We start from the raw sequence: 24,675 nt of genomic DNA on the forward strand, positions 1-24,675 counted from the left end.
TCATGGGGTGGTAACTCCGCAGCAAGCCGGTGCCCGCTGTGGTTTTGCCCGTCACTGGGCAAAATCGGTCAGAACTGATATTCAACGGTGCCCTGCAAGGTGCGCCCACGGCCCAGGGTGAAGGCCAGCACATCGCCCAGGGGCACCAGGTAGGCGCGGTCGGTGACGTTCTCCATGGCCAGGCGCAAGGTCAATTGGTCGGTAGCGCGGTAGCTGCTGTACAGGTCATAGACGGTGTAAGGCTTCCAGTCGGCGGGGTAGACGCCGGTCTGTGAAGTGGTCACGCCGACGCCGCCTTTCACGTAATAACCAGCGCTATAACGGGCGCGAACCCCCACATCCAACTTGCGCTCCAAGAAACGCGCCCCCAGGGTCGCGGTGCCGCGATCCATCGGCATGTGCTCGGAGGAGCCGAGGATGGCATTGCAGCCCACGGCGGCATTGGCCGCGTCGTCCGGCACCATCGCGTCCACCGGCGTGCGGTTGCCCGGCCGCTTCTGGGTCTTGGTAACGCCCCCCAACCACGCAGTCTTGCTGCAGAACTTGTTGCTGCCGAGCATGCGCGTGTAGTTGACCTGGCCGTAGGCGAAACCCGCGTCGTAATCCAACTGGTATTCGAGGCCGCGAAAACGCGTGGTCTCCAGGTTGTTGACGTAAGCCGCATTGCCGATATTGGCAATGCCATAACCGGGTGGCTGCACGCCCAGGGCCATGTAGGAAAAATCATCGACGCGGGTATTGAAGTAGGACACCTTCATGCCCGCCCGGTCTTCCGCGAACAGCAGGTCTTCCTTGAGCACATTGAAGCCCACCTCCCACGCCGTGGACGTCTCGGGTTTCAAGTAGGGGTTAGGAAGAATCGACTCCGAACCGCCTCCATGGGGCCGGCCGCTGACCAGGCTTTCGGTGACTGCCGGCGGTCGCCAGCCCTTGCCGTACGTGGCGAACAGTTGCAGCCAATCCACGCCTGGCTTGACCGACAGACCGAAGGTGGGCGAAAAATGCCCTTCTTCCCGATCCACGTCATAGGTCATGGGCAAGCCGATTTGCCGCGTAGTGCCGATGATGAAGGTGCGCGTGTTCAAGCCCGTTTCGCCGCGTAGCCGATAGCGGTCGTAGCGCAACCCGGCATTGAGGTTCAGCCAGTTGTCGTAGTCGTAATCCAGGCGCGCGAACAGGCTGCCCATCGCCCGATCCCCCCTGGGCGTGATGCTTTCCGCCGCCGAGGCCGTCACCGCCGAATCGGCGGCCACCATCTGGTTGGAGTCCGGCCGCACCTTGTCGTAGAAAAACTCCAGCCCATAGTTGGCCTTGATCACGGACAGCTCGCTCAAGGCAAAGGTCGAGATGTTCTGCGCCTGGAAACCATAGGTGTTGGTCTGATAGGTAACGTCGTAGCCCTTGCTGCTGCCACGGGTCAGCGTGGTTTGGTCATTGCGGGTATCGACGTAGTAAAGCTTGGCCTTGAAATCGATCAGCGGGTTGTCCGGCGTGTAGCTGTAGTCCAGTGCGAAGTTCTGCGCCGTGACGTTGCTGCTGCCGAGTTTTTCCCATAGCTGGGCTTTTTCGGCGGTCATCATGTTGACGTCGTCGTAGTCGACTTCGGTGGTCAGGTAGCTCAGTTGCAGACGCTGATCCACCGGCAGGTTGATACCGAGCTTGAGCAGGCGCGAGCGCATCACCGAGCCGGTGTACTCGACGGTGGAGTTCTTGATCCGATCCTCGCTGGCCGGCAGGAAGGAACTGCCGGTGCGCAGTTCACCGATGCTGCCTTTAGTCCCGGGTTTGTAATCACCGAGATGACGCTCACTGGCGGCCACCAGCATGTCCCACACGTCCGTCCCCACGGCAAACGCCGAACTGCCAATAAAATGCGTGCCGTTGCTGCGCCCGCCCAGCCCCGTGGTCAAGCGGATGCGCCCGCCGATTTCCTTACCGCCCTTGAGCAGGTCGGCCGCTTCCACGGTGCGAAAATTGGCCACCCCGCCGATCACCCCGGCGCCGCCCATCGTGGAAGTGGCGCCCTTCTCGATCACCACCTCCGACAGCAATTCCGGGTCGACATACAGCGTACCATTGCGTTGCTGATGACCACTTTGCTGGTAGTTCTGGCGCATGCCGTCCACCGACATATTGACCCGGCCGTAGTCCTGGATACCGCGAATATTCACCGACAGCCCAGGGTCTTGCTGGCTGACCGCCGAGTAGACGCCCGGCGCCTCCTCGAGCATCTCAGCGGCATGCCGTGGCGGGTTGCGATCCAATTGCTCACGCCCCACCACACTCACCGAACGTGGCGATGAATACACCCAGTCGTTGGGGTGCAGGCCGGTGATTGTGGTGGTCGCCAGCGCCAAAGCGGCGCCGCTCTGCTCTACGCGGGTCAGGGTGACTTGGCGCTCGCCATTGAAGCGATACTCCACGGGCGCATTCCCCAGCAAATACGCCAGGCCTTCCTGCACGCCGTACTGCCCCTTCACCGTAGTGCTTTGCAAACCCGCCAGGCGCTGGCTGTCGAATAGCACTTGCAGACCGGCCTGGTCGGCGAACGCCAGCACCGCACTGCCCAGGGATTGTGCAGGGATATCCAGCATCAGCACCGCCGGTTGCGCAGCACTCGCCTGAGACTGAGCGGCGAATACTGGAGCCACTGCGGCGAACAGGCCCACGTGGATGGCCAGGGCTAACCGGCTTGCGGTGATACGCCCCTTGTTGAGTGCTGACATTTCTGTTGTTCCCTGCGCTGAGCGTTTTTGTTTATGCGAATGCTTCTCACCTAGCAAGACGTGCGACGCGCAGGAAGTCAGTAAGACTTTTTCAAAAGTTTCTAAAGGGCGGGTTTCAAGGCGAGGTATGTGTAGGAGCCGGCTTGCGGGCGATGACGTCAGAAAGACCACCGCACATCGCTCGGCAAACCGGCTCCTACAGGGCAATCAATAGATCAGGCTGAGGCCTGCCAGGTCAAAGCGTTGCACTTGAAGTTCCTGGGTGAGGGTGCCGAGGGCGGTGTCGAGCATGTCGAGGCGGAACACGCCGCTGACTTCGCGATCGCCCAGTGCCGAGTCTGTCAACACCACACGCCCGGGGCGGTAGAGGTTGAGTTGCTCGATGACTTTGGCCAGGGGCTGGCGATCGAAGATCAGTACGCCGCGTCGCCAGCTGGTGGCGCGTTCCACATCGAAGGGGTCCATGGCCACGATGCCTTCCTGGAGGTTGTAGCGTGCGGCCAGGCCTTCCTTGACCACCCTGTCGGCCGGGCCTTTTATCGGGATGGCTTGCAGGGAAACCTCGACACTGTGCTCCAGCACGCCGACCCACGCCTGGCTGTCGCTCTCGCGTGCCACCACAAACCGCGTGCCCAGCGCCCGGGTTTGCCCCCCGGCGCTCTGCACCACAAAAGGCCGGGTTTCCTCGCCCACCATCGGCGCCACGTCGAAGATCGCCGAGCCCTGGAGCAGGCGGATACGGCGTTGCACACCGTCGTAATCCAGGCGAATGGCACTGCCGGAGTCCAGCTCGACCTTGCTGCCATCGGCCAGTTGCACGGTGCGCACCTCGCCTTTCTCGGTGAGGTAATCCGCTTGCATGCGCAGCAACACCTCTGGCCCGCGCCCCCAGCCGACACCGGCCACCACCACGACCAGCGCGACGGCCGCCGCACGTTGCCAAGACCTGCGCCGTTTGGCCCGGCGCACGGGCATCGTCGTCGCTGATGAGCGCTGGCGGCTCACCGGCGGTTCCTTGTACACGTCGCCCAGTGCCGCCCACGTCTGTTCGGCAAAGCGCAATGCCGCTTCATGACGGCTGTCGCAGGCAATCCAATGCTGCAGTTCGGCCTGCTCCTGATCGGTCAGGGCACCGGCGTGCAGGCGCACCGCCCACTCGGCGGCCGCCTCGGTAATGCTGTGCTGTTGCGGACCCTGGCTATTCACGTGTGAATCTCGAATTTTTCGTTATGTAACGCTGTGACGTCTGACGTGGCGCATTTCGGTAACTCATTCGTCGGATGGCGCCCTCTCGCCTTCCTGCAAGCGTTGCATCACGTAGGCCAACGCTTTGGCCAGGTGCTTTTGTACGGAACTGTCAGAGATGTCCAGGTGCCTCGCGACCTGAGCGTGGGTCATGCCTTCGATGCGGTTGAGACGGAAAATCTGCTGGGTGCGCTCCGGCAACTCCGCCAGTGCCTGCTTCAATGCCTGTCGCTGTTGCTGCGCCATTGCCTGAGCCTCCAACCCGGCCACTTCATCTTCAATCTCGGCCAACGCCTCATGGGGCACGGAGTCTGTCTTGCGCCGCGCTTCCTGGCGAATATGGTCGATCAGCAGATTGCTCGCCGTTCGATAGAGATAGCCCTGGGAGTTGTCGATGCGCTCGCCGGCCGGCTTTTCCGCCAGGCGCAGGAAGCTCTCCTGCACCAGATCTGCGGCCAACTGCGGGTCCCGTACCTTGCGCGCCAGATACCCGCGCAAGGTATCGGCATGCTTGAGAAACAGGCCTTTGAGATCCACGTCCGACAAACCGACTCCCTGGAATGTTAAGGAAACAGGCAAGCATCTTAAGCGTTGTCGAGAATGATTTTCAATTGATATCTAATCTGATCCAGCCAGGTGAAGGGTCGGATTAACTGTTCGATAATCGAACACATCCTCTGCCGCCAATTGACCAAATTAACCATTCAGTACATTTTATCTCCACAACCAACAATAACTGTGGAGAGACCCTTATGCCGCCCATCGTGCTGGTGCTCAACGGCCCCAACCTCAACCTGCTCGGCACCCGCGAGCCCGCGACCTACGGCCATGAAACCCTGGCCGACGTGGCCGCCCTGTGTGGTCGCAGCGCCGAGCAACTGGGATTGAAAATCGAGTTTCGCCAGACCAACCACGAAGGTGAATTGCTCGACTGGATCCACGGCGCCCGCACCCGTTGCGCCGGTATCGTGATCAACCCGGCGGCCTGGACCCACACTTCAGTGGCGATTCGTGACGCTCTGGTGGCCAGTGAAGTGCCGGTGATCGAAGTGCACCTCTCCAACGTGCATGGCCGTGAAGCCTTCCGTCATCATTCCTTTGTGTCGCCCATCGCCAAGGCGGTGCTCGCGGGTTTCGGCAGCCATGGCTATCACCTGGCCCTGGAACATTTCAGCCAGTTGCTCAAGGGGGCGGCTCGATGAAACCGCGCGTCCTCGCTGGCCTGATCGGCGCCGGTATCCAGGCTTCCCGCACGCCAGCCCTGCATGAACAGGAAGGCGATGCCCAGGGCTTGCGCTACCTCTATCGACTGATCGATCTGGAACCGCTGCAACTGACTCTCGACGCCCTGCCCGACCTGCTGGACGCCGCCGAGCGGATGCACTTCACCGGTTTGAACATTACCTACCCATGCAAGCAAGCGATCCTGCCGCTGCTTGATGAATTGTCTGACGAAGCGCGGGGCATTGGCGCAGTCAATACCGTGGTGTTCAAGGCTGGCAAACGTATTGGCCACAACACGGATTGCCTGGGGTTTGCCGAGGGCTTTCGCCGTAACCTCAACGATGTGCCGCGTCAGCGCGTGGTGCAGATGGGAGCCGGTGGCGCTGGCGCAGCAGTGGCGCACGCGTTGCTGGCCGAGGGTGTCGAGCAATTGAGTGTGTTCGATGTGGACGCCAGCCGCGCCCGGGACCTTGTGGATAACCTGGCGCAACATTTTGGCAGCGGTCGCGCCCAGGTGGGCAGTGACCTGCAAAACGCCATGGCCGAGGCCGACGGCTTGGTCAACACCACGCCAATGGGCATGGCCAAGCTGCCCGGCACGCCGGTGCCCGCTGCCCTGCTGAGAGCCGAACTGTGGGTGGCTGAAATCGTGTATTTCCCGCTGGAAACCGAACTGCTGCGTGATGCCCGCGCCTTGGGCTGCCGCACCCTGGATGGCGGCAATATGGCGGTGTTTCAGGCGGTAAAAGCGTTTGAGCTGTTCAGTGGTGAGGTGGCGGATGCGCAGCGGATGCTGGCGCACTTCCAAAGCATGAATGGCTCAATGAGTGGACTGAACTAACCCCTGTAGGAGCGAGCTTGCTCGCGAAAAACGTCAACGATAACGCGTGCTTCCTGAATCAACGCGGCGCCTGTGAGTTCTTCGCGAGCAAGAACTAGGCGTCCCCCTCGCTCCTACAAAAAAAGCCTTAATTGAACGGCATTTAGGGCAAGCCACAACGATTTCTGCGCTGACTTCAGGCCTGCAGGTAACGCAGCACCGAATCACAAATCATGTCCCGATGCCGCTGCTTAACCGCCTCATCCGACAGGTCGATCTGAAAAATCTCACTGAACGTATGGCGGTTGGACACCCGGTAAAAGCTGAATGAGTTGATCAGCAGGTGCACGTCCAGCGGCTCCAACCCGGCCCGGAACACCCCCATCTCAGCCCCACGGCGCAACGTCGCACCCAGCGCTTCCAGGATGTTGCTGTTCATCGCCTTGATCGAGTCGGAACGCTTCACGTACTCGGCATTGTGGATATTTTCGATGCTGACGATGCGCACGAAATCCACGTTCTGGTCATGGTGATCAAAGGTGAACTCCACCAGCCGCCGGATCGCCTCACGGGGTTCCAGGGCGGTGAGGTTCATGCGGGTTTCGGTGTTGCGGATATCACCGTAGAGCTTCTCCAGCACCTCGACGTACAACTGCTCCTTGCTGCCGAAGTAGTAATAGATCATGCGCTTGGAGGTATGGATGCGCTCGGCGATGGCATCCACGCGAGCGCCGGACAGACCCTGCTGAACAAACTCGACAACGGCTTCCTGGAGAATGTTCTCGCGGGTCTTTTCCGGATTGTTCTTGCGACTCTTGCGCGGTGCATCTGACACAGCGGAGAGATCGGGAGTCAGGGTCATGGTGCGCTCACGGCCGGTTTTATTGTGCAGGCCGCGATTATGGGCCGAGGCGCTCCCCGAAGGAAGCACCTGGCCACCGGTTACAACCGAGCCTGGCGTACCGCGCCGCTGCGCGACTTGGCCATCGCCGCCAGGCGCACCGCCACGTTGGCCGCACCGTAGCCGGCATAGCCGTTCTTACGCTGGATGATTTCGAAGAAGAACCGCCCTTCGAACGGCTCGGTGTACACATGAAACAACTCACCGCCCTGGGCATCGCGGTCATACAGCACGTTGTAGTACGCCAACTCGCTGAGGAACTCATCGTCGAAGTCGAAGCGCGCCGCCAGGTCGTCGTAGTAGTTGAGCGGGATATCCAGCAACGGCACGCCCGCCTCCTTGGCGCGGCGTACCTCGGCGAAAATATCCGCGCAGTCGAAGGCAATGTGATGCACACCCGAGCCGCGATAGCTCGACAGTGCGTGGGAAATGGCGGTGTTGCGATTCTCGGAGATATTGAGCGGCAGGCGAATCGAGCTGCAGCGGCTGCGCAACGCGCGGCTTTTCACCAGGCCGTAAGGGTCGGGCAACACCACTTCATCATCGGCTTCGAAATCCAGCAGGCTCTTGTAGAACAGCACCCAGCTGTCGAGGCTGTCGGCGGGCAAAGCCATGGCCATGTGGTCGATACGCAGCAGGCCACCGCTGGAGGCGCTGACCGGTTGCAGGTTGAAATCGGTGTCGTACAACCCGCCTTCGCTGGGGTCTACCAGGTAGATCAGGCTGCCGTCCGGCGCACGGACCGCCGCCAGTTCCAGCTCATTGGGGCCCACCAGGCCGCGATAAGGTTGGCCCTTGTAGGCCACCGCGCGCTGCAATGCCTTGGCGCTGTCCTTGACCCGAATCGCGGTGGCGCACAACGACGGGCCATGGGCCTCGAAGAAGTTGTGGGCAAAGGAATAGGGTTCGCAATTGAGGATCAGGTTGATATCGCCCTGGCGCAACAGGCTGACGCTCTTGGAGCGGTGCTGGCCAGCCTTGACGAAGCCCAGGCGCTCCAGCCATTGGGTCAGCTTGGCGCCGAGGCTTTCATCCACCGCAAATTCGAGGAACTCGATACCGTCGTACTCGCTGGCGGCAGGGGTTTCGAACAAGATATCGACCGGCGCGGCGGGTTGTTCCCGCGCCAGGCGCTGGCGGGTTTTCTCCTCCAGGTACAGCAACGAGCGCAGGCCATCGGCAGCATTCGCCCGGGTCGGTGCCGCGCGGAATCCGTCGTTGAAAATCTCCAGGGACAGCGGCCCGGTGTAGCCGCTCTGGATGATCGGTGCCAGAAAACCCGCCAGGTCGAATTCACCCTGGCCGGGGAAGCAGCGAAAATGCCGGCTCCACTCCAGAACATCCATGGCCAGGATCGGCGCGTCGGCCATTTGCACAAAGAAGATCTTGTCGCCGGGAATCTCGGCGATGCCGCTGGGGTCGCCCTTGAGCGACAAGGTGTGGAAGCTGTCGAGCAGCACGCCGAGGCTCGGATGATCGACCTGGCGCACCAGGTTCCATACCTGCTGCCAGGTGTTCACGTGCTTGCCCCAGGCCAGCGCTTCATAACCGATACGCAGGCCACGGCGGCCGGCGTGCTCGGCCAGAAGGCTCAGGTCATCCAGCAAAATCCGTTCATCGCCTACGCAGTCGGCCGAGGCATTGCTGCACACCAGCACCAGGCCGGTGCCCAGTTCCTGCATGAGGTCGAACTTACGTTCGGCGCGCTCCAGGTTGCGGGCCAGGCGGTCACGGCGGCAACCTTCAAAGTCACGAAACGGCTGAAACAAGGTGATGGCAATGCCCAGGTCGGCACACATTTGCCTGACTTCTCGCGGGCTGCCGTCGTAATACAGCAGATCGTTTTCGAAGATTTCAACGCCATCAAACCCGGCAGCCGCGATGGCTTCGAGTTTTTCCGGCAGGGTTCCGCTCAAGGAAACAGTGGCAATAGAGCGTTGCATGGGGCGACTCCCGGCATTTGAGGCTCGTCTTATTTAGGGCAAATTATTGGCTGCTAAACTGCTCACAGCAATTGAAATGTACGAACCGGTTAGTTTTTAGGGCGATTATCGAACACAATGGTGGTTGGCGAATTGACGATTTTTTAGCCACTGCGCACCATCGATCACGCAACAAGACCCAGACCACACCATAAAAATTTCAAAAAAAACGGGTACTCCCTCATGCCTTCGCAAAACTCCGTCCTGGCCGCGCGCCCGGCCACCCCGCACGCCGGTATCGGCGATAAGATCCGCGGCGCACTGGCCGTCGGTAAAACCCGCTGGGGCATGCTGGCCCTGGTGTTCTTCGCCACCACCCTGAACTACATCGACCGCGCCGCCCTTGGCGTGATGCAACCGATCCTGGCCAAAGAGATGAGCTGGACGGCGATGGACTACGCCAACATCAACTTCTGGTTCCAGGTCGGTTATGCGATTGGCTTTGTGCTGCAAGGCCGTCTGATCGACCGCGTCGGCGTCAAGCGCGTGTTCTTCTGCGCGGTACTGTTGTGGAGCCTGGCCACCGGTGCCCACGGCCTGGCCACCTCGGCGCTGGGCTTTATGGTCTGCCGCTTTATCCTCGGGCTGACCGAAGCCGCCAACTACCCGGCCTGCGTCAAGACCACCCGCCTGTGGTTCCCGGCCGGCGAACGCGCAGTAGCCACCGGCATCTTCAACGCCGGCACCAACGTCGGCGCGATGATGACGCCAATGTTGCTGCCATTGATCCTGCACGTGTGGGGCTGGCAGGCGGCGTTCCTGTGCATGTCGGCACTGGGCGCCATCTGGCTGCTGTTCTGGGGCTTGAAGTACTTCAACCCGGAAGACCATCCAACGGTCAAGCAATCCGAATTGGACTACGTGCAACAGGAAGTCGAACCGGAACAACCCCGCGTGCCCTTCAGCCGTATCCTGCGCATGCGCGGCACCTGGGCCTTCGCCCTCGCCTACGCGCTGACGGCGCCGGTGTTCTGGTTCTACTTGTATTGGCTGCCGCCGTTCTTGAACCAGCAATACAACCTGGGCATCAACGTGACCCAGATGGGCATTCCGCTGATCATCATCTACCTGACCGCCGACTTCGGCAGCGTAGGGGGCGGGATTCTGTCGTCGTTCCTGATCGGCCGTGGGATGAACTCGATCAAGGCGCGGCTGCTGTCGATGCTGCTGTTCGCCTGCTGCATCGTCGGCGTGATCATGGCGGCCGGTTCCAGCCAGCTGTGGGTCGCGGTGTTCGCCATCTCCCTGGCCATCGGCGCGCACCAGGCCTGGACCGCGAATATCTGGAGCCTGGTGATGGACTACACGCCCAAGCACATGATGAGCACGGTGTTCGGTTTCGGCGGCATGTGCGCGGCCATCGGCGGTATGTTCATGACCCAGATCGTCGGCCACATCCTGACTGTGACCAACAACAACTACACCGTGTTGTTCACCCTGATCCCGGCGATGTACTTCATCGCGCTGACCTGGATGTACTTCATGGCACCGCGCAAGATTCCTACCGTCGCCGTGTAATCAACGCCGCCGCTGCTGCCAGGCAGCGGCCAACCCGCTCATGCAGATCACCCCGATGCCGACCACCGTGGTCATATCGGGGGTATGGTTGAACACCAGCCACCCCAACAACCCCGCGAAGACGATCTGGCAATAGCCGAACGGCGCCAGCAAGGCCGGTGCCGCAAAGCGGAACGCCTGGGTCAGCATCAAGTGTGCAGTCATCCCGCAGGTACCCAGTGCCAGCATCAACGCGCCGTGCCACAGGCTCGGCACCTGCCAGAAGAACGGCACCATCGCACTCATCACCAAGGTATTGCACAGCCCGGCGAAGAAGTTGCTGGTGGTCGGCGTGTCGTATTGGCTGAGAATGCGCGTCAGCAGTTGGTAGAAACAGAAGAACAGCGCCGAGCACAACGGCAGCAGCACCGCAGGCGTGAACAACTCACCGCCGGGGTGGATGATCACCAGCACGCCGACAAACCCGCAGACCACCGCCAGCCATTGGCCGCGTGTCACGTGTTCACCCAGCAGCGGCACCGAGAGCGCGGTCACCAGGATCGGCGCGAGGAAGTTCACGGCCGTGGCTTCGGCCAATGGGATGAAATGCAGCGCCGAGGTGAAAAACAGGCTGGTGCCCAGCAGGCACAAGGCCCTGACGACCTGCATCCCCGGGCGTTTACTGCGCAGCACGCGTAGCCCCGATTGCGGCAGGAAAATCCCGGCCATCAGCAAGGTGTGCACCAGGTAGCGCGCCCACACCACCATCACGATCGGGTAGAACCCGGCCAGGTATTTGGACAGGGCGTCATGGCTGGAGAACAGAAACGTCGCCAGCACAATCAGCAGGATGCCTTTGAAGGGATGGTTGACGCCGGAAAGCGGGGTACTGACAGTCATTGAATTCTCTGGCTTGGCGAGCGGAACGCTGAGCACTGAACGAAGTGGCGCTCAACCCGGTAATCTAGCAGCCGGGCGGGAGTCTGCCCCAAGAGCATAACCAAACAACGTGCGAACAGCGCACTAAATCACGGGAATCGAGTCCAACGCTGCACGCTCGCTCCCGCGTTGCACACTTTTTAACCAAGGCCCTGCCGTCATGAAAAAAACCCTCTTTCTTCTCTGCGCCGTTGCGCTGCTCGCCGCTTGCAACCAGGAAGCCAAGGACGCCCCCAAACCTGCCCCGGCCTCCGTGCAGGCCACCCTGGTGCCGCAAACCCCGCCCACTGACCAGTGGGTCGGCAAGTGGATCGGGGTGGAAGGCTTGAACCTGACCATCGCCAAAGACGACAGCATCGGCCGAGGCCACTACGTTCTAACCATGCAATACGGCCTTGACGCTGGCGACTCCGGCACCTTTAAAGGGGAAGCGGCCGACGGCGGTATTGCCTTCACCCGCCCGGATGGCCCGCAACTGCTGCGCGCCGGAGATGGCGAAGCGACCGGGCTGAAATGGCTGGCGGATAAAAAGGACTGCCTGATCGTCGCCACCGGCGAAGGCTATTGCCGTTAATACCGACCATAATCAGACACTAAATTAGTGTAGGAGCGAGCTTGCTCGCGAAATTCGTTAACGATAACGCGGGCAATCTGGTTAAACGCGGTGTTTGTGCGTTTTTCGCGAGCAAGCTCGCGCCTACAGCAGGTTTATCAAGAGGATTGCTCCCATGCTATGGAAAAAAGGCCGACGCAGCGACAACGTGGTGGACGCCCGCGACGACAGTGGCGGCGGCGGTGGGGGCATGCGTTTTGGCGGCGGCAAGGGCCTGAGCCTCACGGCGATTGTGCTGATCGTCGGCATCGGTTGGCTGACCGGCCAGGACCCGCTGCAGATCCTTGGCCAGTTGACCGGCCAAATGGACCAGGCCCCCTCGGTGAGTACACAGTCGCGCCAGGCGCCACCGGCCAATGACGAGCAAGCCGATTTTGTAAGGGCCGTACTGGGCGATACCGAAGACACCTGGGGCCAGGTGTTCCAGGAAAACGGCCTGGCCTACAAGAACCCGAAATTGATTCTGTTCCGTGGCCGGGTCAATTCCGCCTGCGGTGGGGCGACCTCGGCCAGCGGCCCGTTCTATTGCCCGGCCGACCAGCAGGTGTACCTCGACCTCGACTTCTTCCGGGAGATGTCGCAACGCTTCCAGGCCGCGGGTGATTTCGCCCAGGCCTATGTGATTGCCCATGAAGTCGGGCACCACGTGCAGACCTTGCTCGGCATCTCGGCGAAGATCCAGGCTGCACGCCAGCAAGGCCGACAGATGCAAGGCGACGGTGGCCTGCTGGTCCGCCAGGAACTGCAAGCCGACTGCTTTGCCGGGGTATGGGCCAACCGTGCGCAAAAGCGCCTGAACTGGTTGGAGCCCGGCGATATTGAAGAAGCATTGAATGCGGCCAACGCCATCGGCGATGACCGTTTGCAGCAACAGGGTCAAGGGCGCGTGGTGCCGGACTCGTTTACCCACGGCACCTCGGCACAGCGGGTTCGCTGGTTCAAGACCGGCTTCGCCCAGGGCCAGATCACTCAATGCGACACGTTTACGGCCAAGAGTCTTTAGATGAATAACCGATTGGGATTGCTGCTGGGCGTATGGCTGACCTGCTCCACCACCACTTGGGCGGCCGAGAAAGAGCATGGCGTCAAGGTGGTCAGTCCCGATCGTTTTCACCTGCCGGCCGGCGACCTCAGCCTGGGCCTGAGCCAGGACTGGGCCAGCCCCCTGCCCCAGGTCACCCGAGCCCTGATCATCGTGCATGGTCGGCTGCGCAATGCGCAGACCTACCTGCAAAGTGGCGAAGACGCCGCTGAACACGCCGGGGTTGGAGCCACGACGCTGGTGATCGCGCCGCAGTTTCTCAATGATTCAGACGTAAAACGCAACCATCTGGACAATCAGGTCCTGCGCTGGAGGGGCAACGACTGGATGGCTGGCGAGCCCTCGGTGGGGCCGGGCGCTGTCAGCTCCTTCGGCGCCCTGGACCAGATCATCAAGCACCTGGGCAACCGCACACTGTTCCCGGCGCTCAAAGAGATCGTGGTAGCCGGCCATTCCGGCGGAGGCCAGGTGGTACAGCGCTTCGCCCTCACCGGCCACGACCACCCGGCCCTGCACACCGAAGGCATCCGCCTGCGGTATGTGGTGGCTAACCCGTCGTCCTACGCCTACTTCAGCCCGCAACGCCCGGTGAAATTCAACGTGGCCGACTGCCCTGGATTCAACGACTGGAAATACGGCATGCAACACCTGCCCGCCTATGCTGAAGGCCAAGGCGTCGAGCAGCTTGAGCGGGCCTACGTGTCACGCGACATTACCTACCTGTTGGGCCAGCAGGACACCGACCCGAACCACCCGGCACTGGATAAAAGCTGCGAAGCCGAGACCCAGGGCGCGTATCGGCTGATTCGTGGGCACAACTATTTTGACTACCTCAAGCAACGCCATCCGCAGTTGAGCCAGACGCTGGTGGAAGTGCCGGGGGTTGGGCATGACGGGGATGGGATGTTTACTTCGCCAGAAGGCCAGAAAGTACTGTTTGCCCAGTAATTACTGAAGAAATCGGCCCAACATGTGGGAGGGGGCTTGCCCCCGATAGCGGTGGATCAGTTACAGATGCTGAGACTGACACACCGCTATCGGGGGCAAGTCGAATCGTCGCACCGCCCCTCCCACATTTGATATTCGTCGCTTGGGCTAGATCATCCGGCGCAATGCCGCACAATCCTGCGCATGCCAATCCGCCAACCCGGGCCACGGGTTCTCCGGCAGGTTGACCAACACCGTTCGGGTCCCCGCCGCTCGGCCGCAGTCGAGGTCGAAGCGGTAATCCCCGACCATCACCATCTCGCTCGGCGATACATCCCACGCCGCCGCCAATTTCAATAACCCACCCGGATCCGGCTTGGGCGGCGCATCGTCACGTCCCAGCACATCCTCGACCGCAAAGCAGTCCGCCAGGCCAATAGCCTCCAGGGTGATATGCGCCAATTCCCGCGCATTGCGGGTCAGGATCCCCAGGCGATAACCCCGCCCGGCCAGCTCGCGCACCAGCTCCACCGCACCGTCCGCCGCGACGGAACCCAGCGCCAGCTCGCGCTCATGTTCCAGCAACCAGGCATGTTTGGCTGCGGCGATGTCCGCCGGCAAAGCGGCGAGATGGGTGAGGATGTCATCCTCGGGTGGAATCTCCAGGGCCACGCGAATAGCCGCAAAGTCATGCACGGCCACCGTGAGGGTGCCGTCCATGTCGAACACCCAATGCTTAACGTCGGCCAGGCTCATGCCCAGTCCTTGCGGTGGCGAATCAGGCCTTCCTGGGTCACCGACGCCACCAGTTGCCCGGCGCGGTTGTACACACTGCCCCGGGAGAAACCACGGGAGTTGCCGGCCCATGGGCTGTCCATGGCGTAGAGCAACCAGTCATCGGCGCGCAGGTCGGCGTGGAACCACAGCGCATGGTCAAGGCTGGCGACCTGCATGTCTTTCTGCCACACCGTCTTGCCATGGGGCAGCAGCGAGGTGGTCAGCAGGCCGAAGTCCGACGCGTAGGCCAGCAGGTATTTATGCAGCGCCGGCGCGTCGGCGAGCGCACCGTCGGCGCGGAACCACACGTACTTGACCGGGTCCGACGGCTGCGGGTTGAACGGGTCTTTTTCGGTCACCGGGCGCACTTCGATCGGTTTGGGGCACAGCAACTTTTCGCGCATGTGTTCGGGGATCAGGTGCGCACGCTGCTTGGTCAGCTCCAGCTCCGACGGCAAGTTCTCCGGGCCGACCACCACCGGCATGGTGGTCTGGTGCTCGAAGCCTTCTTCGTCGTACTGGAACGAAGCGCTGCAGGTGAAAATCGGGTGGCCCTTCTGGATCGCCGTGACCCGACGCGTGCTGAAACTGCCGCCATCACGCACGCGGTCCACCGAATACACCACCGGCAAGGACGCGTCGCCAGGGCGCAGGAAATAACCGTGCAGGGAATGCACGTGGCGCGCTTCTTCTACGGTCTGGCTGGCGGCCGACAGCGACTGGCCGAGCACCTGGCCACCGAACAGTTGGCGAAAACCCAGGTCCTGGCTGCGGCCGCGAAAGAGGTTTTCCTCGATCGGTTCCAGGGTCAGCAAGTCCACCAGATCTTCCAATACTTGGCTCATTCAAACTCTCCTCAGAGCAAAACGGTATCTACCTGTAGGCGCGAGCTTGCTCGCGAAGGTGGTTAACGATAACGCCGCGCTTCTGGTCTACCGCAGCGCTCTTGGGTTCTTCGCGAGCAAGCTCGCGCCTACAGGGGGTCTATTGGGCATTCCGGGCTGCTTATCCGTGCAGCGTGTCCAACCATTGGGCGCGGGTGATGCGGTACAAAACATGATGGCGCAGCGTGTTATCGGCTGCGACCTTGGGGTGTTCGAAATCCGCCTGGGGATCGTAATGCATCCCGATGGCCTGCATGACTTTTTGTGATGGCAGATTGGCTTCGGTGGTGAACGCGACGATTTCATCCAGCTGCAAGCGGTCGAAACCACAGCGCAGCGCCGTCCAGGCCGCTTCACTGGCGTAGCCCAGGCCCCAATGCTCGCGGGCCAGGCGCCAGCCGATTTCCACGGCGGGGGTAAAACCGGCTTCGAAACTGACATTCTGCAACCCGGTCAGGCCGATGAATTCGCCACTGTCCTTGCGCTGCAAGGCCCACAGGCCAAAGCCGTATTCAGCGAAGTGCCCACGAATCCGGCCGATCAGCGCGGCGCTTTCCAGGCGGTCCAGCAGGCCGGGAAAATAGCGCATCACCTGCGGGTCGGCGCACATTTGCGCAAACGCCGGCAGGTCGCTGTCACGCCATTGGCGCAGCACCAGGCGCGCGCTTTCCAATTCCAGTATCGGCTCCACGGGTCCCCTCCCCTTGCCATGTGCGTGAGTGTACAGCGCTGTTAAGATCCCTCGCAGGTTCCCGTCAGAAAATCCCATGCCTTTGCCATTGATCTACCACGATGACTACAGCCCTGAGTTCCCCGCGGATCACCGCTTTCCCATGGACAAGTTCCGCCTGTTACGCGACCACCTGGTGGCCAGCGGCCTGACCGAAGACCGCCAGTTGCTGCGCCCGCAACTGTGCCCGCCAGAGATTCTGGGCCTGGCCCATGAACCTGGGTATATCGAACGCTACATGAGCGGCAAGTTGTCCCGAGAAGACCAACGGCGACTCGGCCTGCCCTGGAGCGAAGCGCTGGCCCGGCGTACCGTGCGCGCGGTCGGCGGCTCGATACTCGCGGCAGAACAGGCGCTGGAACACGGCCTGGCCTGCCACCTGGCGGGGGGTACCCATCACGCCCATTATGATTATCCGGCCGGCTTTTGCATCTTCAACGACCTGGCGGTGATCAGCCATTACCTGCTGGCCAGCGGGCGGGTCAACCGCGTGCTGATCTTCGACTGCGACGTGCACCAGGGCGACGGCACCGCGCGCATCCTCCACGACACGCCGGACGCAATCACCGTGTCGCTGCACTGCGAGAAGAACTTCCCGGCCCGCAAGGCCCAGAGCGACTGGGATATCCCGCTGCCCATGGGCATGGGCGATGCCGAGTACCTCAAGGTGGTGGACGATGCACTGAACTACCTGCTGCCGTTGTACCAGCCGGACCTGGTGCTATACGACGCCGGCGTCGATGTACACAAGGACGACGCCCTCGGTTACCTCAAGCTGACCGACGAAGGCGTCGCCGCCCGCGATGAAAGCGTGATGCGCCATTGCCTGGGTCGCGACATCCCGGTGATGGGAGTGATCGGCGGCGGCTACAGCAAGGATCGCCCAGCCCTGGCGCGCCGTCATGGCATCCTGCACCACAGCGCGCAACGGGTGTGGACGTCATCAGGTTGTCATTGAACCCTGGGCGTTACCCACAATGCCTGTGGAACGGGCTGTGGATAACTTGAGCGTAAGGGGCTGAAAGCGAGTAGCCGCATGGCCTGTAGGAAAGTGTACGTTTTTTGATCAGGCAGCCACGCTGTCGTCGGGTAGAATGCTCGGCCTATTCAAGCGACCGTAGCCCTGCCCATGCCTCAGACCTCTCCTCAACACGTCACCATCATCGGCGGCGGCCCCGCCGGGCTGATGGCCGCTGAAGTCTTGAGCCAGGCGGGGGTGCGGGTCGACCTGTACGACGGCATGCCGTCGGTGGGGCGCAAATTCCTGCTGGCAGGCGTGGGCGGCATGAACATCACCCATTCCGAAGCCTACCCGGCTTTCCTCTCGCGCTATGCCGAACGGGCCCCCCACCTGGCGCCGTTATTGCGGGCATTTGGCGCTGAAGCACTGTGCGAATGGATTCATGGCCTGGGCATCGAGACCTTTGTCGGTACTTCCGGCCGCGTATTTCCCACCGACATGAAAGCCGCCCCGTTGCTGCGTGCCTGGCTCAAGCGCCTGCGCGACCAAGGTGTGGTTATCCACACCCGGCATCGTTGGCAGGGCTGGAATGCGCAGGGGGATCTACTTATCCACAGCCCGGACGGGGAAAAAACCATCCACAGTGCTGCCGTGTTGCTGGCGCTGGGCGGCGGCAGCTGGTCGCGCTTGGGTTCTGACGGCGCCTGGCTCAAATTGCTGGAAGATAAAGGCATGCCCTGCGCCAGGTTGCAACCGAGCAACTGCGGCTTCGAGGTGTCGGCCTGGAGCGAATTGATGGTCAGCAAATTCGCCGGCGCACCGTTGAAAAATGTCGCCATCGGCCTGGGCGATGACAAACCCCGCCTCGGCGAATGCGTGGTCACCGCCAGCGGTATCGAGGGCAGCTTGATCTACGCGCTGTCGGCGCCGATTCGTGAGGCGATCAACCGGAAAGGTTCGGCCACGGTGCATATCGATTTGCTGCCCAGCAAGCCGTTGGACAAGGTCCATGCCGCGTTGGCCAAGCCACGTGGTTCGCGCTCGATGAGCAAGCACTTGCACAGTCAGTTGGGGTTGGATGGGGTCAAGGCGGCGTTGTTGCGCGAGTTGGCACCCGCCGAACACTTCAATGATCCGGCGCAGTTGGCGGCGGCTATCAAGGCGCTGCCGCTGACCTTGGTGAAGACACGGCCGATGGATGAAGCCATCAGCACGGCCGGTGGTGTGCCGTTTGAAGCGTTGGATGAGCGGTTGATGCTCAAGCAATTGCCAGGGGTGTTTTGTGCGGGGGAGATGCTGGACTGGGAAGCGCCGACCGGCGGGTATTTGCTGACGGGGTGTTTTGCCAGTGGCAGGGCGGCTGGGCGGGGGATGTTGGAGTGGCTTAACCGCTGATATTTGTGGTGAATTCAAAGCCGCCATCGGGGGCAAGCCCCCTCCCACGGTTTGAATGTATTCACAAATCAAAATGTGGGAGGGGGCTTGCCCCCGATGAGGCCATCAGCCACACCGCAAAATCACTTTTTCTTACGCGGCCCAGTATTGAACACCGGCACTTTACGCACCGGCTTGATCGAAGGCTCCGACGGCGCCACTTCGCCACTGTCCACCCACTTGCCCAGGTTGCGCTTACCACCGCCACCACCTGACGCCTTGGGCTTCTTCGGTTTTTTCGGTTTCTTCACCACCTGGCCGCTGGCATCGGTGTCGGGCACGCGGTGTTCCGGTTCGAAATCCGGCTCCATCTTGCGGGTCAACGTCTGGCGGGTCAGCATCTCGATGGCCGACAGCATGTTCACTTCATCGGCGCACACCAGGGAAATCGCCTCGCCGGTGTTGCCCGCGCGACCGGTACGGCCGATACGGTGGATGTAGTCCTCGGCCACGATCGGCAGGTCAAAGTTGACCACCAGCGGCAGGTCTTCAATGTCCAGGCCGCGGGCCGCCACATCAGTGGCCACCAGGATCTGCACATCGCTCGATTTGAAACGATCCAGCGCACGTTGGCGCGTGGCCTGCGGCTTGTCGCCGTGGATGCCATCGGCATTGATGCCCAGGCCCTGCAACTTATCCACCAGCGCATCCACGCCGTTACGGGTCTTGGCGAATACCAGTACCTGCTTCCAGCGGCCCTTGCGCATCAGGTGCACAAACAACTCCGCCTTGCGCTTCTTGTCCACCGGCACCACCCATTGCTTGACGGTGTTGGCGGCCACGTTGCGCGGGCTGACTTCGATGCTCAGCGGGTCGTTGAGCATCTGCCCGGCGAGCAGGCGGATGTCATCGGAGAAGGTCGCGGAGAACAGCAGGGTCTGACGCTTTTTCGGCAGCATGCGGTAGATGTTCGCCAGTTCTTCGGAGAAGCCCAGGTCGAGCATACGGTCGGCCTCATCCAGCACCAGGGTTTGCAGCTGATTGAGTTTCAGCGCGTTCTGGCGGAACAGGTCGATCAGCCGGCCAGGGGTGGCGACCAGCACGTCGACCCCCTTGCGCAGCTTCATCATCTGCGGGTTGATGCTCACGCCGCCGTACACCGCGTAGGTGGTGAGCGGCAGGTTCTGGGCGTATTCGGCAACGCTGGCGTGAACCTGCTCGGCCAGTTCGCGGGTCGGGCACAGGATCAGCGCGCGCACCGAGTTAGCGGCGACTTTCGGTCCTTCCATGGTCAGCAGTTGCAACAGCGGCACGGCGAAACCGGCAGTCTTGCCGGTGCCGGTCTGGGCCGCCGCCATCAGGTCGCGGCCAGCCAGCACCGCCGGAATCGCTTGCGCCTGCACCGGCGTCGGGGTCTGGTAGCCAAGCGTCTCAAGGGCGCGCAGCAAGGGTTCGATCAGGCCAAGGGTGGCGAAAGTCATGTAGTTACCGTAGGAAAAATTCAGCGCAAGGGCGTAATGCGCGGCAGTTTACCTTATTTCCGGCTTGGGCTTGCGCCACTGGGGCAGGCTGATCAATAGCACGGCACTGATGATCACCAACATCGCCAAGGCTTCTTCCAGGCCGATGGTCTCGCCGACGAACACAATCCCCAACAACACCGCCACCGCAGGGTTCACATAGGCATAGCTGGTCGCCGCAGCCGGGCGGACGTGCTTGAGCAGGTACATATAGGCGTTGAAGGCGATGATCGAGCCGAACACCGTCAGGTAGGCCAACGCCAGCCAACCCTCCAGTGGCGGCATGGCCTGCAGGTGCTCACCGGAAAGCGCGCTGCCGATCAACAGGGTCACGCCCGCCACCAGCATTTCCGCAGCACTGGCCATGGCGCCCTGGGGCAGCGACAACTGCCGACTCCACACCGACCCGAATGCCCACGATGCCGCCGCGAACAGCAACAAGGCGGCGCCCACCGGGCTCGATTGCAGGGTGCTGCCCATGTTGAGCATGGCGATGCCGACAATCCCCAGGATCACCCCGGCCCATTCCAGCCGCGTATTGCGCGCGCCCCAGAAATACCCGCACAGCAAGGTGAACAGCGGCACGGTCGCCACCGCCAGGGCAGCCACCCCGGACGACACGCCCGCGTGTTCGGCCAACGTGACGCCGCCATTACCGAAGGTGAGCAGCAAAATGCCGATCATCCCGGCGGCCTTCCATTGTGGCCATGTCGGCGCCGGCACCCCGCGCCATCTGAGGTAGCCATACATCAGCGCACCCGCCGTGCAGAACCGAATCCCCGCCAGCAACAATGGCGGCCAGTAGTCCACGCCGATGCGAATCACCAGGTAGGTAGACCCCCAAATCACATACAGCGCAAAAAAGGCGGCGATCAACGGTAAGGAAAAGCGACGTGGGCCAGGCATTGGGCGGCTCGAAGGCAGATATAAGAGATGCTTATTCTAAAAAGGCATGTGCTTAAACATAAGTTACAAAACCTGTTTAAACCGCCCATACACTTTTCAAAGCATGGTTATGAGGGCTATAAACCATGCTTTCGAAAGCCACCTGGCGTTGGAGCCTTTTCATGGACAAATATGACCGCATGCTCCTCAGCGCCCTGCTCGAAGACGGCCGTGCCTCTTACGCGCAACTGGCCCGCACAGTAAACCTCTCCGCCCCCGCCGTGGCCGAACGCGTGGCCAAGCTTGAGGCCAGCGGCGTGATCACCGGTTATCAGGCCAAGGTAGACCTGTCCAAAGTGGGTTTGCCGATTCAGTGTGTGATCGAACTGCGGCTGACCAACCATGGCAGCCAGAAGGTTTACGACGCCCTGGCGGAAATTCCCGAACTGACCGAGTGCCACCGCGTCACGGGCGATCCGTGCGTGATCATGCAAGCGGCGGTGGGGTCGATGCCGGAGCTGGAGAACCTGATCAACCGGATAGCGAAGTTCGGGTTCAGCAAGACCTCGATTATTTTGTCGAGCGCGATAGAGCGGCGAGTGCCGCTGGCGCAGTTGGAGGGCAAAAACGGTGGTTAAACATAGCCAGGTCGTCAGCCTCAGCCACCCGATCAGCCGGCGTATTCCGCTGTGGCCGGGCGATCCCCCCGTGGTGTTTGAAGACGTCGCGTCGCTGGATAAGGACGGCTATTTCCTGAGGCGTTTCAGCCTGGGCGAACATAGCGCCACCCATATGAATGCGCCGAACAGTTTTTATGCCGGCGGGATGGGAATTGATGGTTATCAACCCGAAGACTTGGTGCGGCCCGCGGTAGTGATCGATGTGCACGGTAAAACCCGGAGCAATCCAGATTACGAAATCAGCCCACAGGATATTGAAGCGTGGGAACGTCAACACGGTCTTATCGAACCTGGCTCGGTGGTGCTGATGTACACCGGCTGGCAACACCTCTGGAACGATCCGATAGCGTTTTTTGGACAGGACGCGCAAGGCTCACACTTCCCTGGGATTGGTGAAGCGGCGATTCGGTTTTTGCTTGAACAGCGCCAGATTGCCGGGGTTGGCATTGATACCCACGGGGTTGATCCAGGGCAAAGCACCGCCTTCGCGACAAACCATGCGGTATTGGCCGGAAATGGGATTGTGCTGGAATGCCTGACCCACCTCGACCGGCTACCGGCCAAGGGCGCCACGTTAGTGATAGGGGTACTAGGGCTGGAAGGCGGTTCGGGATCACCCGCATCGGTAATGGCATTTATTCCCTGACTTGCAGGCAGGCCCTGCCGACGCCATCGCAGGCAAGCCAGCTCCCACAATAGACCGCATGCAGTACGGGCTACTCGGTCAACTGTGGGAGGGGGCTTGCTCCCGATAGCGGAGTGTCAGTCACCAGATGTACCGGCTGACCCGCTGCATCGGGGGCAAGCCCCCTCCCACACTTGGAACTTCGGTGTTCTTGGAGTTGTGGCTGGCTCAAAACCCGCGATGCTTCTTCAAATGCTCATTGATCTTCGCCGCCGGCACTTTCTGCAGGGTGCACAGCAGGTCGTGGGACAGTTCGCGCAAGCCATGGGTGCGCCGCAGTTCCTGGGCCAGGTGCGCCGTGAGGTTGGCGGCCATTTCCGCATCCGCCAGCGCTCGGTGAGCCTGGCCGGTGTGGGGCAGTTGGGCGTAGGCGTTGAGGGTGCCGAGCTTGTGGTTGGGCGCAGACGGCATCAGGCGGCGGGCCAGCAGCAGGGAGCAGGCGAATTTTTGCAGGCGGGTGCGGCGGATCAGGCCGAGTTCGAAGTCCCAGAACTTCTGGTCGAACGCAGCGTTGTGCGCCATCAGCGGCGTGGTACCGACGAACTCGTTGACTTCGTTCATCACCCGCTCGGCCGGCGGGGCACTGCGCAGCATGGCGTTGCTGATGCCGGTCAGTTGTTCGATAAAGCCCGGCACTCTGACGCCGGCGTTCATCAGGCTCTGGTAGCGGTCCACGATCTGCCCGCGCTCGAGGATAACCACCGCGATTTCCGTGGCCCGGCAGTGGCTGCTCGGGGTGATGCCAGTGGTTTCAAAGTCGATGACCGCTATACGTTCCAAACCTGTTCCAACTCCGTCTAACTATTCATTTATTGAGCCGCAGCGCTTATTTGAGCAGCAGCGCGCCTTCGATCGGCACGTAGCGGCTGGCGGCGCGTATCAATGAGTTGGCCGTCAGCCCCGGTACGCCATAGGCCACGGCTTCGACGCCGTGCTTGTGGATGATGCGGTCGAGCAGCATGTCGAAATCACCGTCGCCGGAGGCCAGTACGATTTCGTCGACGTGGTCGGCGGCGTCCATGATGTCGATGGTAATGCCCACGTCCCAGTCGCCCTTGGCCGAGCCGTCGCTGCGCTGGATATACGGCTTGAGCTTTACGGTAAAGCCGAGGTTGCGCAGGATCTGCTGGAACTGCTGCTGTTTGCTGTCGCCACGGTCGATGGCATAGGCGTACGCCTCGACAATCTGCCCGCGAGAGCTGATGTCCGCCCACAAGGCGGCGTAGTTGAAGTGGCAGCCGTACGCCTGGCGCACGGTGTAGTAGAGGTTTTGTACATCGGCGAACACTGCAATTTTCTTCACCGCACTTCCCCATGACTGCCACTTGGACCCCGGACCCAAAGGCCCGGAAAGGTTGCCAGTATGCCAGCCACAGGAAAGTTTCCGGGAAAAATCAGACCGGGATGTTCAAGCACCCCGGTCTGGTTGCGTCAGACAAAGGAATCGTCGTCGCCGAAGGAGGAGTCGTCGTCGGAATAATCGTTGTCGGCGAAGCTGTCGGAGTTTCCGCCGCCCCAGCTGTCATTGCCGGCGAACTTCTGGTCATCGTTGCCCCAGTTGCTGTTATCGCTGGCCGGTGCCGGCTCTTCACGGATAATTTCTTCCACGACTTGCGGCTGTTGCGAGTTGTGGTTGAACAGGCTGCTGATCCCTTCGGCCAACATCACACCACCGGCCACGCCTGCGGCGGTTTTCAGCGCGCCACCGAGAAAACCACTGCCAATCGGCGCGGCAGGCTGTTGAGGCTGCTGATAGTTCTGCTGCGGTGCGCCGTAGTTCTGTTGTGGTGCAGGCTGGCCAAACGAAGGCCGTGCCGGTTCACGCCAGCCGCCGCCCGAAGACGCCGGGGCGCTCGGGGCCGGTTGTGCATCCCGGGAACCGCCGCCAAAGATGCTCGACAGGAAGCCACCGCTGCTCGGGGCCGGCTGCGCGGCCTGGGACTTGGCGCGCTGCAACTCATCCTGCAGTTGCTGGATCTGCTGTGCCTGCTGCTTGTTCTGCTCGTCGAGACTCTTGAGTGCGTGTTCCTGTACCAGGATCGACTGGGTCATGTAATACCCGGCGGCCGGTTGGCGAGTCATGTGCTCCTTGATCCGCGCTTCGGCCTGGGCGTCGCGGGGGGCTGAGTCCGTTTCGGCTTGCTGCAACCGTGAAAACAGTCCATCGATCAGGGTTTGCTCTTCGCTATTCATGGCGACCTCGTTAGATTGCCGGTAAAAAACAGGGGCCGGCCTATGATCGGGCCGGTGTATGTCAGTTATG

At 61.5% G+C, this 24,675-nt stretch carries 24 protein-coding genes; 10 read left to right on the forward strand and 14 right to left on the reverse strand.

The features are described from left to right. Positions 1 to 68: 68 nt before the first annotated feature. The 3 genes from AB7933_RS29350 to AB7933_RS29360 form a co-directional block, all read right to left on the reverse strand. Entirely contained in the window at positions 69 to 2,726 is a 2,658-nt protein-coding gene (locus tag AB7933_RS29350) for a TonB-dependent receptor (protein WP_024077522.1), read from the reverse strand. Positions 2,727 to 2,933: 207 nt separating this feature from the next. Next, positions 2,934 to 3,932, reverse strand: coding sequence for a FecR family protein (locus AB7933_RS29355; RefSeq protein ID WP_024077523.1), 999 nt, complete (start codon positions 3,930 to 3,932; stop codon positions 2,934 to 2,936). Positions 3,933 to 3,995: 63 nt separating this feature from the next. Further along, on the reverse strand, positions 3,996 to 4,517 hold the full coding sequence (locus AB7933_RS29360) for an RNA polymerase sigma factor (protein WP_024077524.1): 522 nt from the start codon (positions 4,515 to 4,517) through the stop codon (positions 3,996 to 3,998). A 206-nt stretch (positions 4,518 to 4,723) separates the two neighbouring features. On the opposite strand from AB7933_RS29360, the gene aroQ reads away from it, so the two are divergent. Together aroQ and AB7933_RS29370 are read left to right on the forward strand one after the other, a co-directional pair. Next, positions 4,724 to 5,173, forward strand: coding sequence for a type II 3-dehydroquinate dehydratase (gene aroQ / locus AB7933_RS29365; RefSeq protein WP_024077525.1), 450 nt, complete (start codon positions 4,724 to 4,726; stop codon positions 5,171 to 5,173). Continuing rightward, positions 5,170 to 6,036: a shikimate dehydrogenase gene (locus tag AB7933_RS29370; protein ID WP_024077526.1), complete on the forward strand. Its 867-nt coding sequence runs from the start codon at positions 5,170 to 5,172 to the stop codon at positions 6,034 to 6,036. The genes aroQ and AB7933_RS29370 overlap by 4 nt, the downstream gene beginning before the upstream one ends. Positions 6,037 to 6,211: 175 nt before the next feature. Here the strand turns inward: AB7933_RS29370 and AB7933_RS29375 are convergent, their stop codons facing one another. Both AB7933_RS29375 and quiC read right to left on the reverse strand, forming a co-directional pair. Further along, on the reverse strand, positions 6,212 to 6,877 hold the full coding sequence (locus AB7933_RS29375) for a TetR/AcrR family transcriptional regulator (protein ID WP_041161028.1): 666 nt from the start codon (positions 6,875 to 6,877) through the stop codon (positions 6,212 to 6,214). 80 nt (positions 6,878 to 6,957) lie between these two features. Then, a complete protein-coding gene (quiC, locus tag AB7933_RS29380; RefSeq protein ID WP_024077528.1) occupies positions 6,958 to 8,859 on the reverse strand; it encodes a 3-dehydroshikimate dehydratase QuiC in 1,902 nt (633 codons plus the stop codon). Between the two features lie 222 nt (positions 8,860 to 9,081). Between quiC and AB7933_RS29385 the strand changes: the two genes are divergently transcribed. Then, positions 9,082 to 10,416 carry an MFS transporter gene (locus AB7933_RS29385; RefSeq protein ID WP_024077529.1) on the forward strand — a complete coding sequence of 445 codons (1,335 nt, stop codon included), beginning with the start codon at positions 9,082 to 9,084 and terminating at the stop codon, positions 10,414 to 10,416. Here AB7933_RS29385 and AB7933_RS29390 read toward each other — a convergent pair whose 3' ends face one another. Then, a complete protein-coding gene (locus tag AB7933_RS29390) occupies positions 10,417 to 11,295 on the reverse strand; it encodes a DMT family transporter (RefSeq protein ID WP_024077530.1) in 879 nt (292 codons plus the stop codon). 199 nt (positions 11,296 to 11,494) lie between these two features. On the opposite strand from AB7933_RS29390, the gene AB7933_RS29395 reads away from it, so the two are divergent. The 3 genes from AB7933_RS29395 (at position 11,495) to AB7933_RS29405 (ending at position 13,937) form a co-directional block, all read left to right on the forward strand. Beyond that, positions 11,495 to 11,908 carry a lipoprotein gene (locus tag AB7933_RS29395; RefSeq protein ID WP_024077531.1) on the forward strand — a complete coding sequence of 138 codons (414 nt, stop codon included), beginning with the start codon at positions 11,495 to 11,497 and terminating at the stop codon, positions 11,906 to 11,908. Positions 11,909 to 12,062: 154 nt separating this feature from the next. Next, the gene (ypfJ, locus tag AB7933_RS29400) at positions 12,063 to 12,950 is read left to right on the forward strand and encodes a KPN_02809 family neutral zinc metallopeptidase (RefSeq protein WP_024077532.1); all 888 of its coding nucleotides are present in this window, start codon (positions 12,063 to 12,065) and stop codon (positions 12,948 to 12,950) included. Continuing rightward, a complete protein-coding gene (locus AB7933_RS29405) occupies positions 12,951 to 13,937 on the forward strand; it encodes a hypothetical protein (RefSeq protein WP_024077533.1) in 987 nt (328 codons plus the stop codon). A 147-nt stretch (positions 13,938 to 14,084) separates the two neighbouring features. Here AB7933_RS29405 and AB7933_RS29410 read toward each other — a convergent pair whose 3' ends face one another. The 3 genes from AB7933_RS29410 to AB7933_RS29420 form a co-directional block, all read right to left on the reverse strand. Then, the gene (locus AB7933_RS29410; RefSeq protein WP_024077534.1) at positions 14,085 to 14,672 is read right to left on the reverse strand and encodes an HAD family hydrolase; all 588 of its coding nucleotides are present in this window, start codon (positions 14,670 to 14,672) and stop codon (positions 14,085 to 14,087) included. Continuing rightward, positions 14,669 to 15,538, reverse strand: a complete 870-nt coding sequence (gene tesB / locus AB7933_RS29415; RefSeq protein WP_024077535.1) for an acyl-CoA thioesterase II — start codon at positions 15,536 to 15,538, stop codon at positions 14,669 to 14,671. The genes AB7933_RS29410 and tesB overlap by 4 nt, the downstream gene beginning before the upstream one ends. A 160-nt stretch (positions 15,539 to 15,698) precedes the next feature. After that, positions 15,699 to 16,268 (reverse strand): GNAT family N-acetyltransferase, encoded by a 570-nt coding sequence (locus AB7933_RS29420; RefSeq protein WP_024077536.1) that lies wholly within the window; start codon positions 16,266 to 16,268, stop codon positions 15,699 to 15,701. A gap of 76 nt (positions 16,269 to 16,344) precedes the next feature. On the opposite strand from AB7933_RS29420, the gene AB7933_RS29425 reads away from it, so the two are divergent. Together AB7933_RS29425 and AB7933_RS29430 are read left to right on the forward strand one after the other, a co-directional pair. Beyond that, positions 16,345 to 17,265 carry a histone deacetylase family protein gene (locus AB7933_RS29425; protein WP_024077537.1) on the forward strand — a complete coding sequence of 307 codons (921 nt, stop codon included), beginning with the start codon at positions 16,345 to 16,347 and terminating at the stop codon, positions 17,263 to 17,265. A 171-nt stretch (positions 17,266 to 17,436) separates the two neighbouring features. After that, entirely contained in the window at positions 17,437 to 18,663 is a 1,227-nt protein-coding gene (locus tag AB7933_RS29430) for a TIGR03862 family flavoprotein (protein ID WP_024077538.1), read from the forward strand. A 122-nt stretch (positions 18,664 to 18,785) separates the two neighbouring features. Here AB7933_RS29430 and AB7933_RS29435 read toward each other — a convergent pair whose 3' ends face one another. Continuing rightward, on the reverse strand, positions 18,786 to 20,123 hold the full coding sequence (locus AB7933_RS29435) for a DEAD/DEAH box helicase (protein WP_024077539.1): 1,338 nt from the start codon (positions 20,121 to 20,123) through the stop codon (positions 18,786 to 18,788). Positions 20,124 to 20,171: 48 nt separating this feature from the next. After that, positions 20,172 to 21,068 (reverse strand): drug/metabolite exporter YedA, encoded by an 897-nt coding sequence (yedA, locus tag AB7933_RS29440; protein ID WP_024077540.1) that lies wholly within the window; start codon positions 21,066 to 21,068, stop codon positions 20,172 to 20,174. 161 nt (positions 21,069 to 21,229) lie between these two features. Between yedA and AB7933_RS29445 the strand changes: the two genes are divergently transcribed. Then, entirely contained in the window at positions 21,230 to 21,685 is a 456-nt protein-coding gene (locus tag AB7933_RS29445; RefSeq protein ID WP_024077541.1) for an Lrp/AsnC family transcriptional regulator, read from the forward strand. Continuing rightward, entirely contained in the window at positions 21,678 to 22,373 is a 696-nt protein-coding gene (locus tag AB7933_RS29450) for a cyclase family protein (RefSeq protein ID WP_024077542.1), read from the forward strand. Before AB7933_RS29445 ends, AB7933_RS29450 begins: the two co-directional genes overlap by 8 nt. Before the next feature lie 207 nt (positions 22,374 to 22,580). Here the strand turns inward: AB7933_RS29450 and AB7933_RS29455 are convergent, their stop codons facing one another. The 3 genes from AB7933_RS29455 to AB7933_RS29465 form a co-directional block, all read right to left on the reverse strand. Continuing rightward, positions 22,581 to 23,192, reverse strand: coding sequence for a 3'-5' exonuclease (locus AB7933_RS29455; RefSeq protein WP_024077543.1), 612 nt, complete (start codon positions 23,190 to 23,192; stop codon positions 22,581 to 22,583). A gap of 46 nt (positions 23,193 to 23,238) precedes the next feature. Further along, the gene (locus AB7933_RS29460) at positions 23,239 to 23,715 is read right to left on the reverse strand and encodes an NYN domain-containing protein (RefSeq protein WP_024077544.1); all 477 of its coding nucleotides are present in this window, start codon (positions 23,713 to 23,715) and stop codon (positions 23,239 to 23,241) included. A gap of 128 nt (positions 23,716 to 23,843) precedes the next feature. Beyond that, positions 23,844 to 24,605, reverse strand: a complete 762-nt coding sequence (locus AB7933_RS29465; RefSeq protein ID WP_024077545.1) for a DUF2076 domain-containing protein — start codon at positions 24,603 to 24,605, stop codon at positions 23,844 to 23,846. Positions 24,606 to 24,675 lie beyond the last annotated feature (70 nt).

The organism is Pseudomonas gorinensis (assembly GCF_042015035.1).
Lineage (GTDB): Bacteria > Pseudomonadota > Gammaproteobacteria > Pseudomonadales > Pseudomonadaceae > Aquipseudomonas > Aquipseudomonas gorinensis.

Bases quoted from the DNA above. Each gene is read 5' to 3' on its own strand.
- AB7933_RS29375 (WP_041161028.1), bottom strand. From the start codon at position 6,877: ATGACCCTGACTCCCGATCTCTCCGCTGTGTCAGATGCACCGCGCAAG.
- aroQ (WP_024077525.1), top strand. From the start codon at position 4,724: ATGCCGCCCATCGTGCTGGTGCTCAACGGCCCCAACCTCAACCTGCTC.
- AB7933_RS29435 (WP_024077539.1), bottom strand. From the start codon at position 20,123: ATGACTTTCGCCACCCTTGGCCTGATCGAACCCTTGCTGCGCGCCCTT.
- AB7933_RS29410 (WP_024077534.1), bottom strand. From the start codon at position 14,672: ATGAGCCTGGCCGACGTTAAGCATTGGGTGTTCGACATGGACGGCACC.
- AB7933_RS29390 (WP_024077530.1), bottom strand. From the start codon at position 11,295: ATGACTGTCAGTACCCCGCTTTCCGGCGTCAACCATCCCTTCAAAGGC.
- AB7933_RS29445 (WP_024077541.1), top strand. From the start codon at position 21,230: ATGGACAAATATGACCGCATGCTCCTCAGCGCCCTGCTCGAAGACGGC.
- AB7933_RS29395 (WP_024077531.1), top strand. From the start codon at position 11,495: ATGAAAAAAACCCTCTTTCTTCTCTGCGCCGTTGCGCTGCTCGCCGCT.
- AB7933_RS29465 (WP_024077545.1), bottom strand. From the start codon at position 24,605: ATGAATAGCGAAGAGCAAACCCTGATCGATGGACTGTTTTCACGGTTG.
- yedA (WP_024077540.1), bottom strand. From the start codon at position 21,068: ATGCCTGGCCCACGTCGCTTTTCCTTACCGTTGATCGCCGCCTTTTTT.
- AB7933_RS29370 (WP_024077526.1), top strand. From the start codon at position 5,170: ATGAAACCGCGCGTCCTCGCTGGCCTGATCGGCGCCGGTATCCAGGCT.
- AB7933_RS29430 (WP_024077538.1), top strand. From the start codon at position 17,437: ATGCCTCAGACCTCTCCTCAACACGTCACCATCATCGGCGGCGGCCCC.
- quiC (WP_024077528.1), bottom strand. From the start codon at position 8,859: ATGCAACGCTCTATTGCCACTGTTTCCTTGAGCGGAACCCTGCCGGAA.
- tesB (WP_024077535.1), bottom strand. From the start codon at position 15,538: ATGAGCCAAGTATTGGAAGATCTGGTGGACTTGCTGACCCTGGAACCG.
- AB7933_RS29350 (WP_024077522.1), bottom strand. From the start codon at position 2,726: ATGTCAGCACTCAACAAGGGGCGTATCACCGCAAGCCGGTTAGCCCTG.
- AB7933_RS29425 (WP_024077537.1), top strand. From the start codon at position 16,345: ATGCCTTTGCCATTGATCTACCACGATGACTACAGCCCTGAGTTCCCC.
- ypfJ (WP_024077532.1), top strand. From the start codon at position 12,063: ATGCTATGGAAAAAAGGCCGACGCAGCGACAACGTGGTGGACGCCCGC.
- AB7933_RS29385 (WP_024077529.1), top strand. From the start codon at position 9,082: ATGCCTTCGCAAAACTCCGTCCTGGCCGCGCGCCCGGCCACCCCGCAC.
- AB7933_RS29405 (WP_024077533.1), top strand. From the start codon at position 12,951: ATGAATAACCGATTGGGATTGCTGCTGGGCGTATGGCTGACCTGCTCC.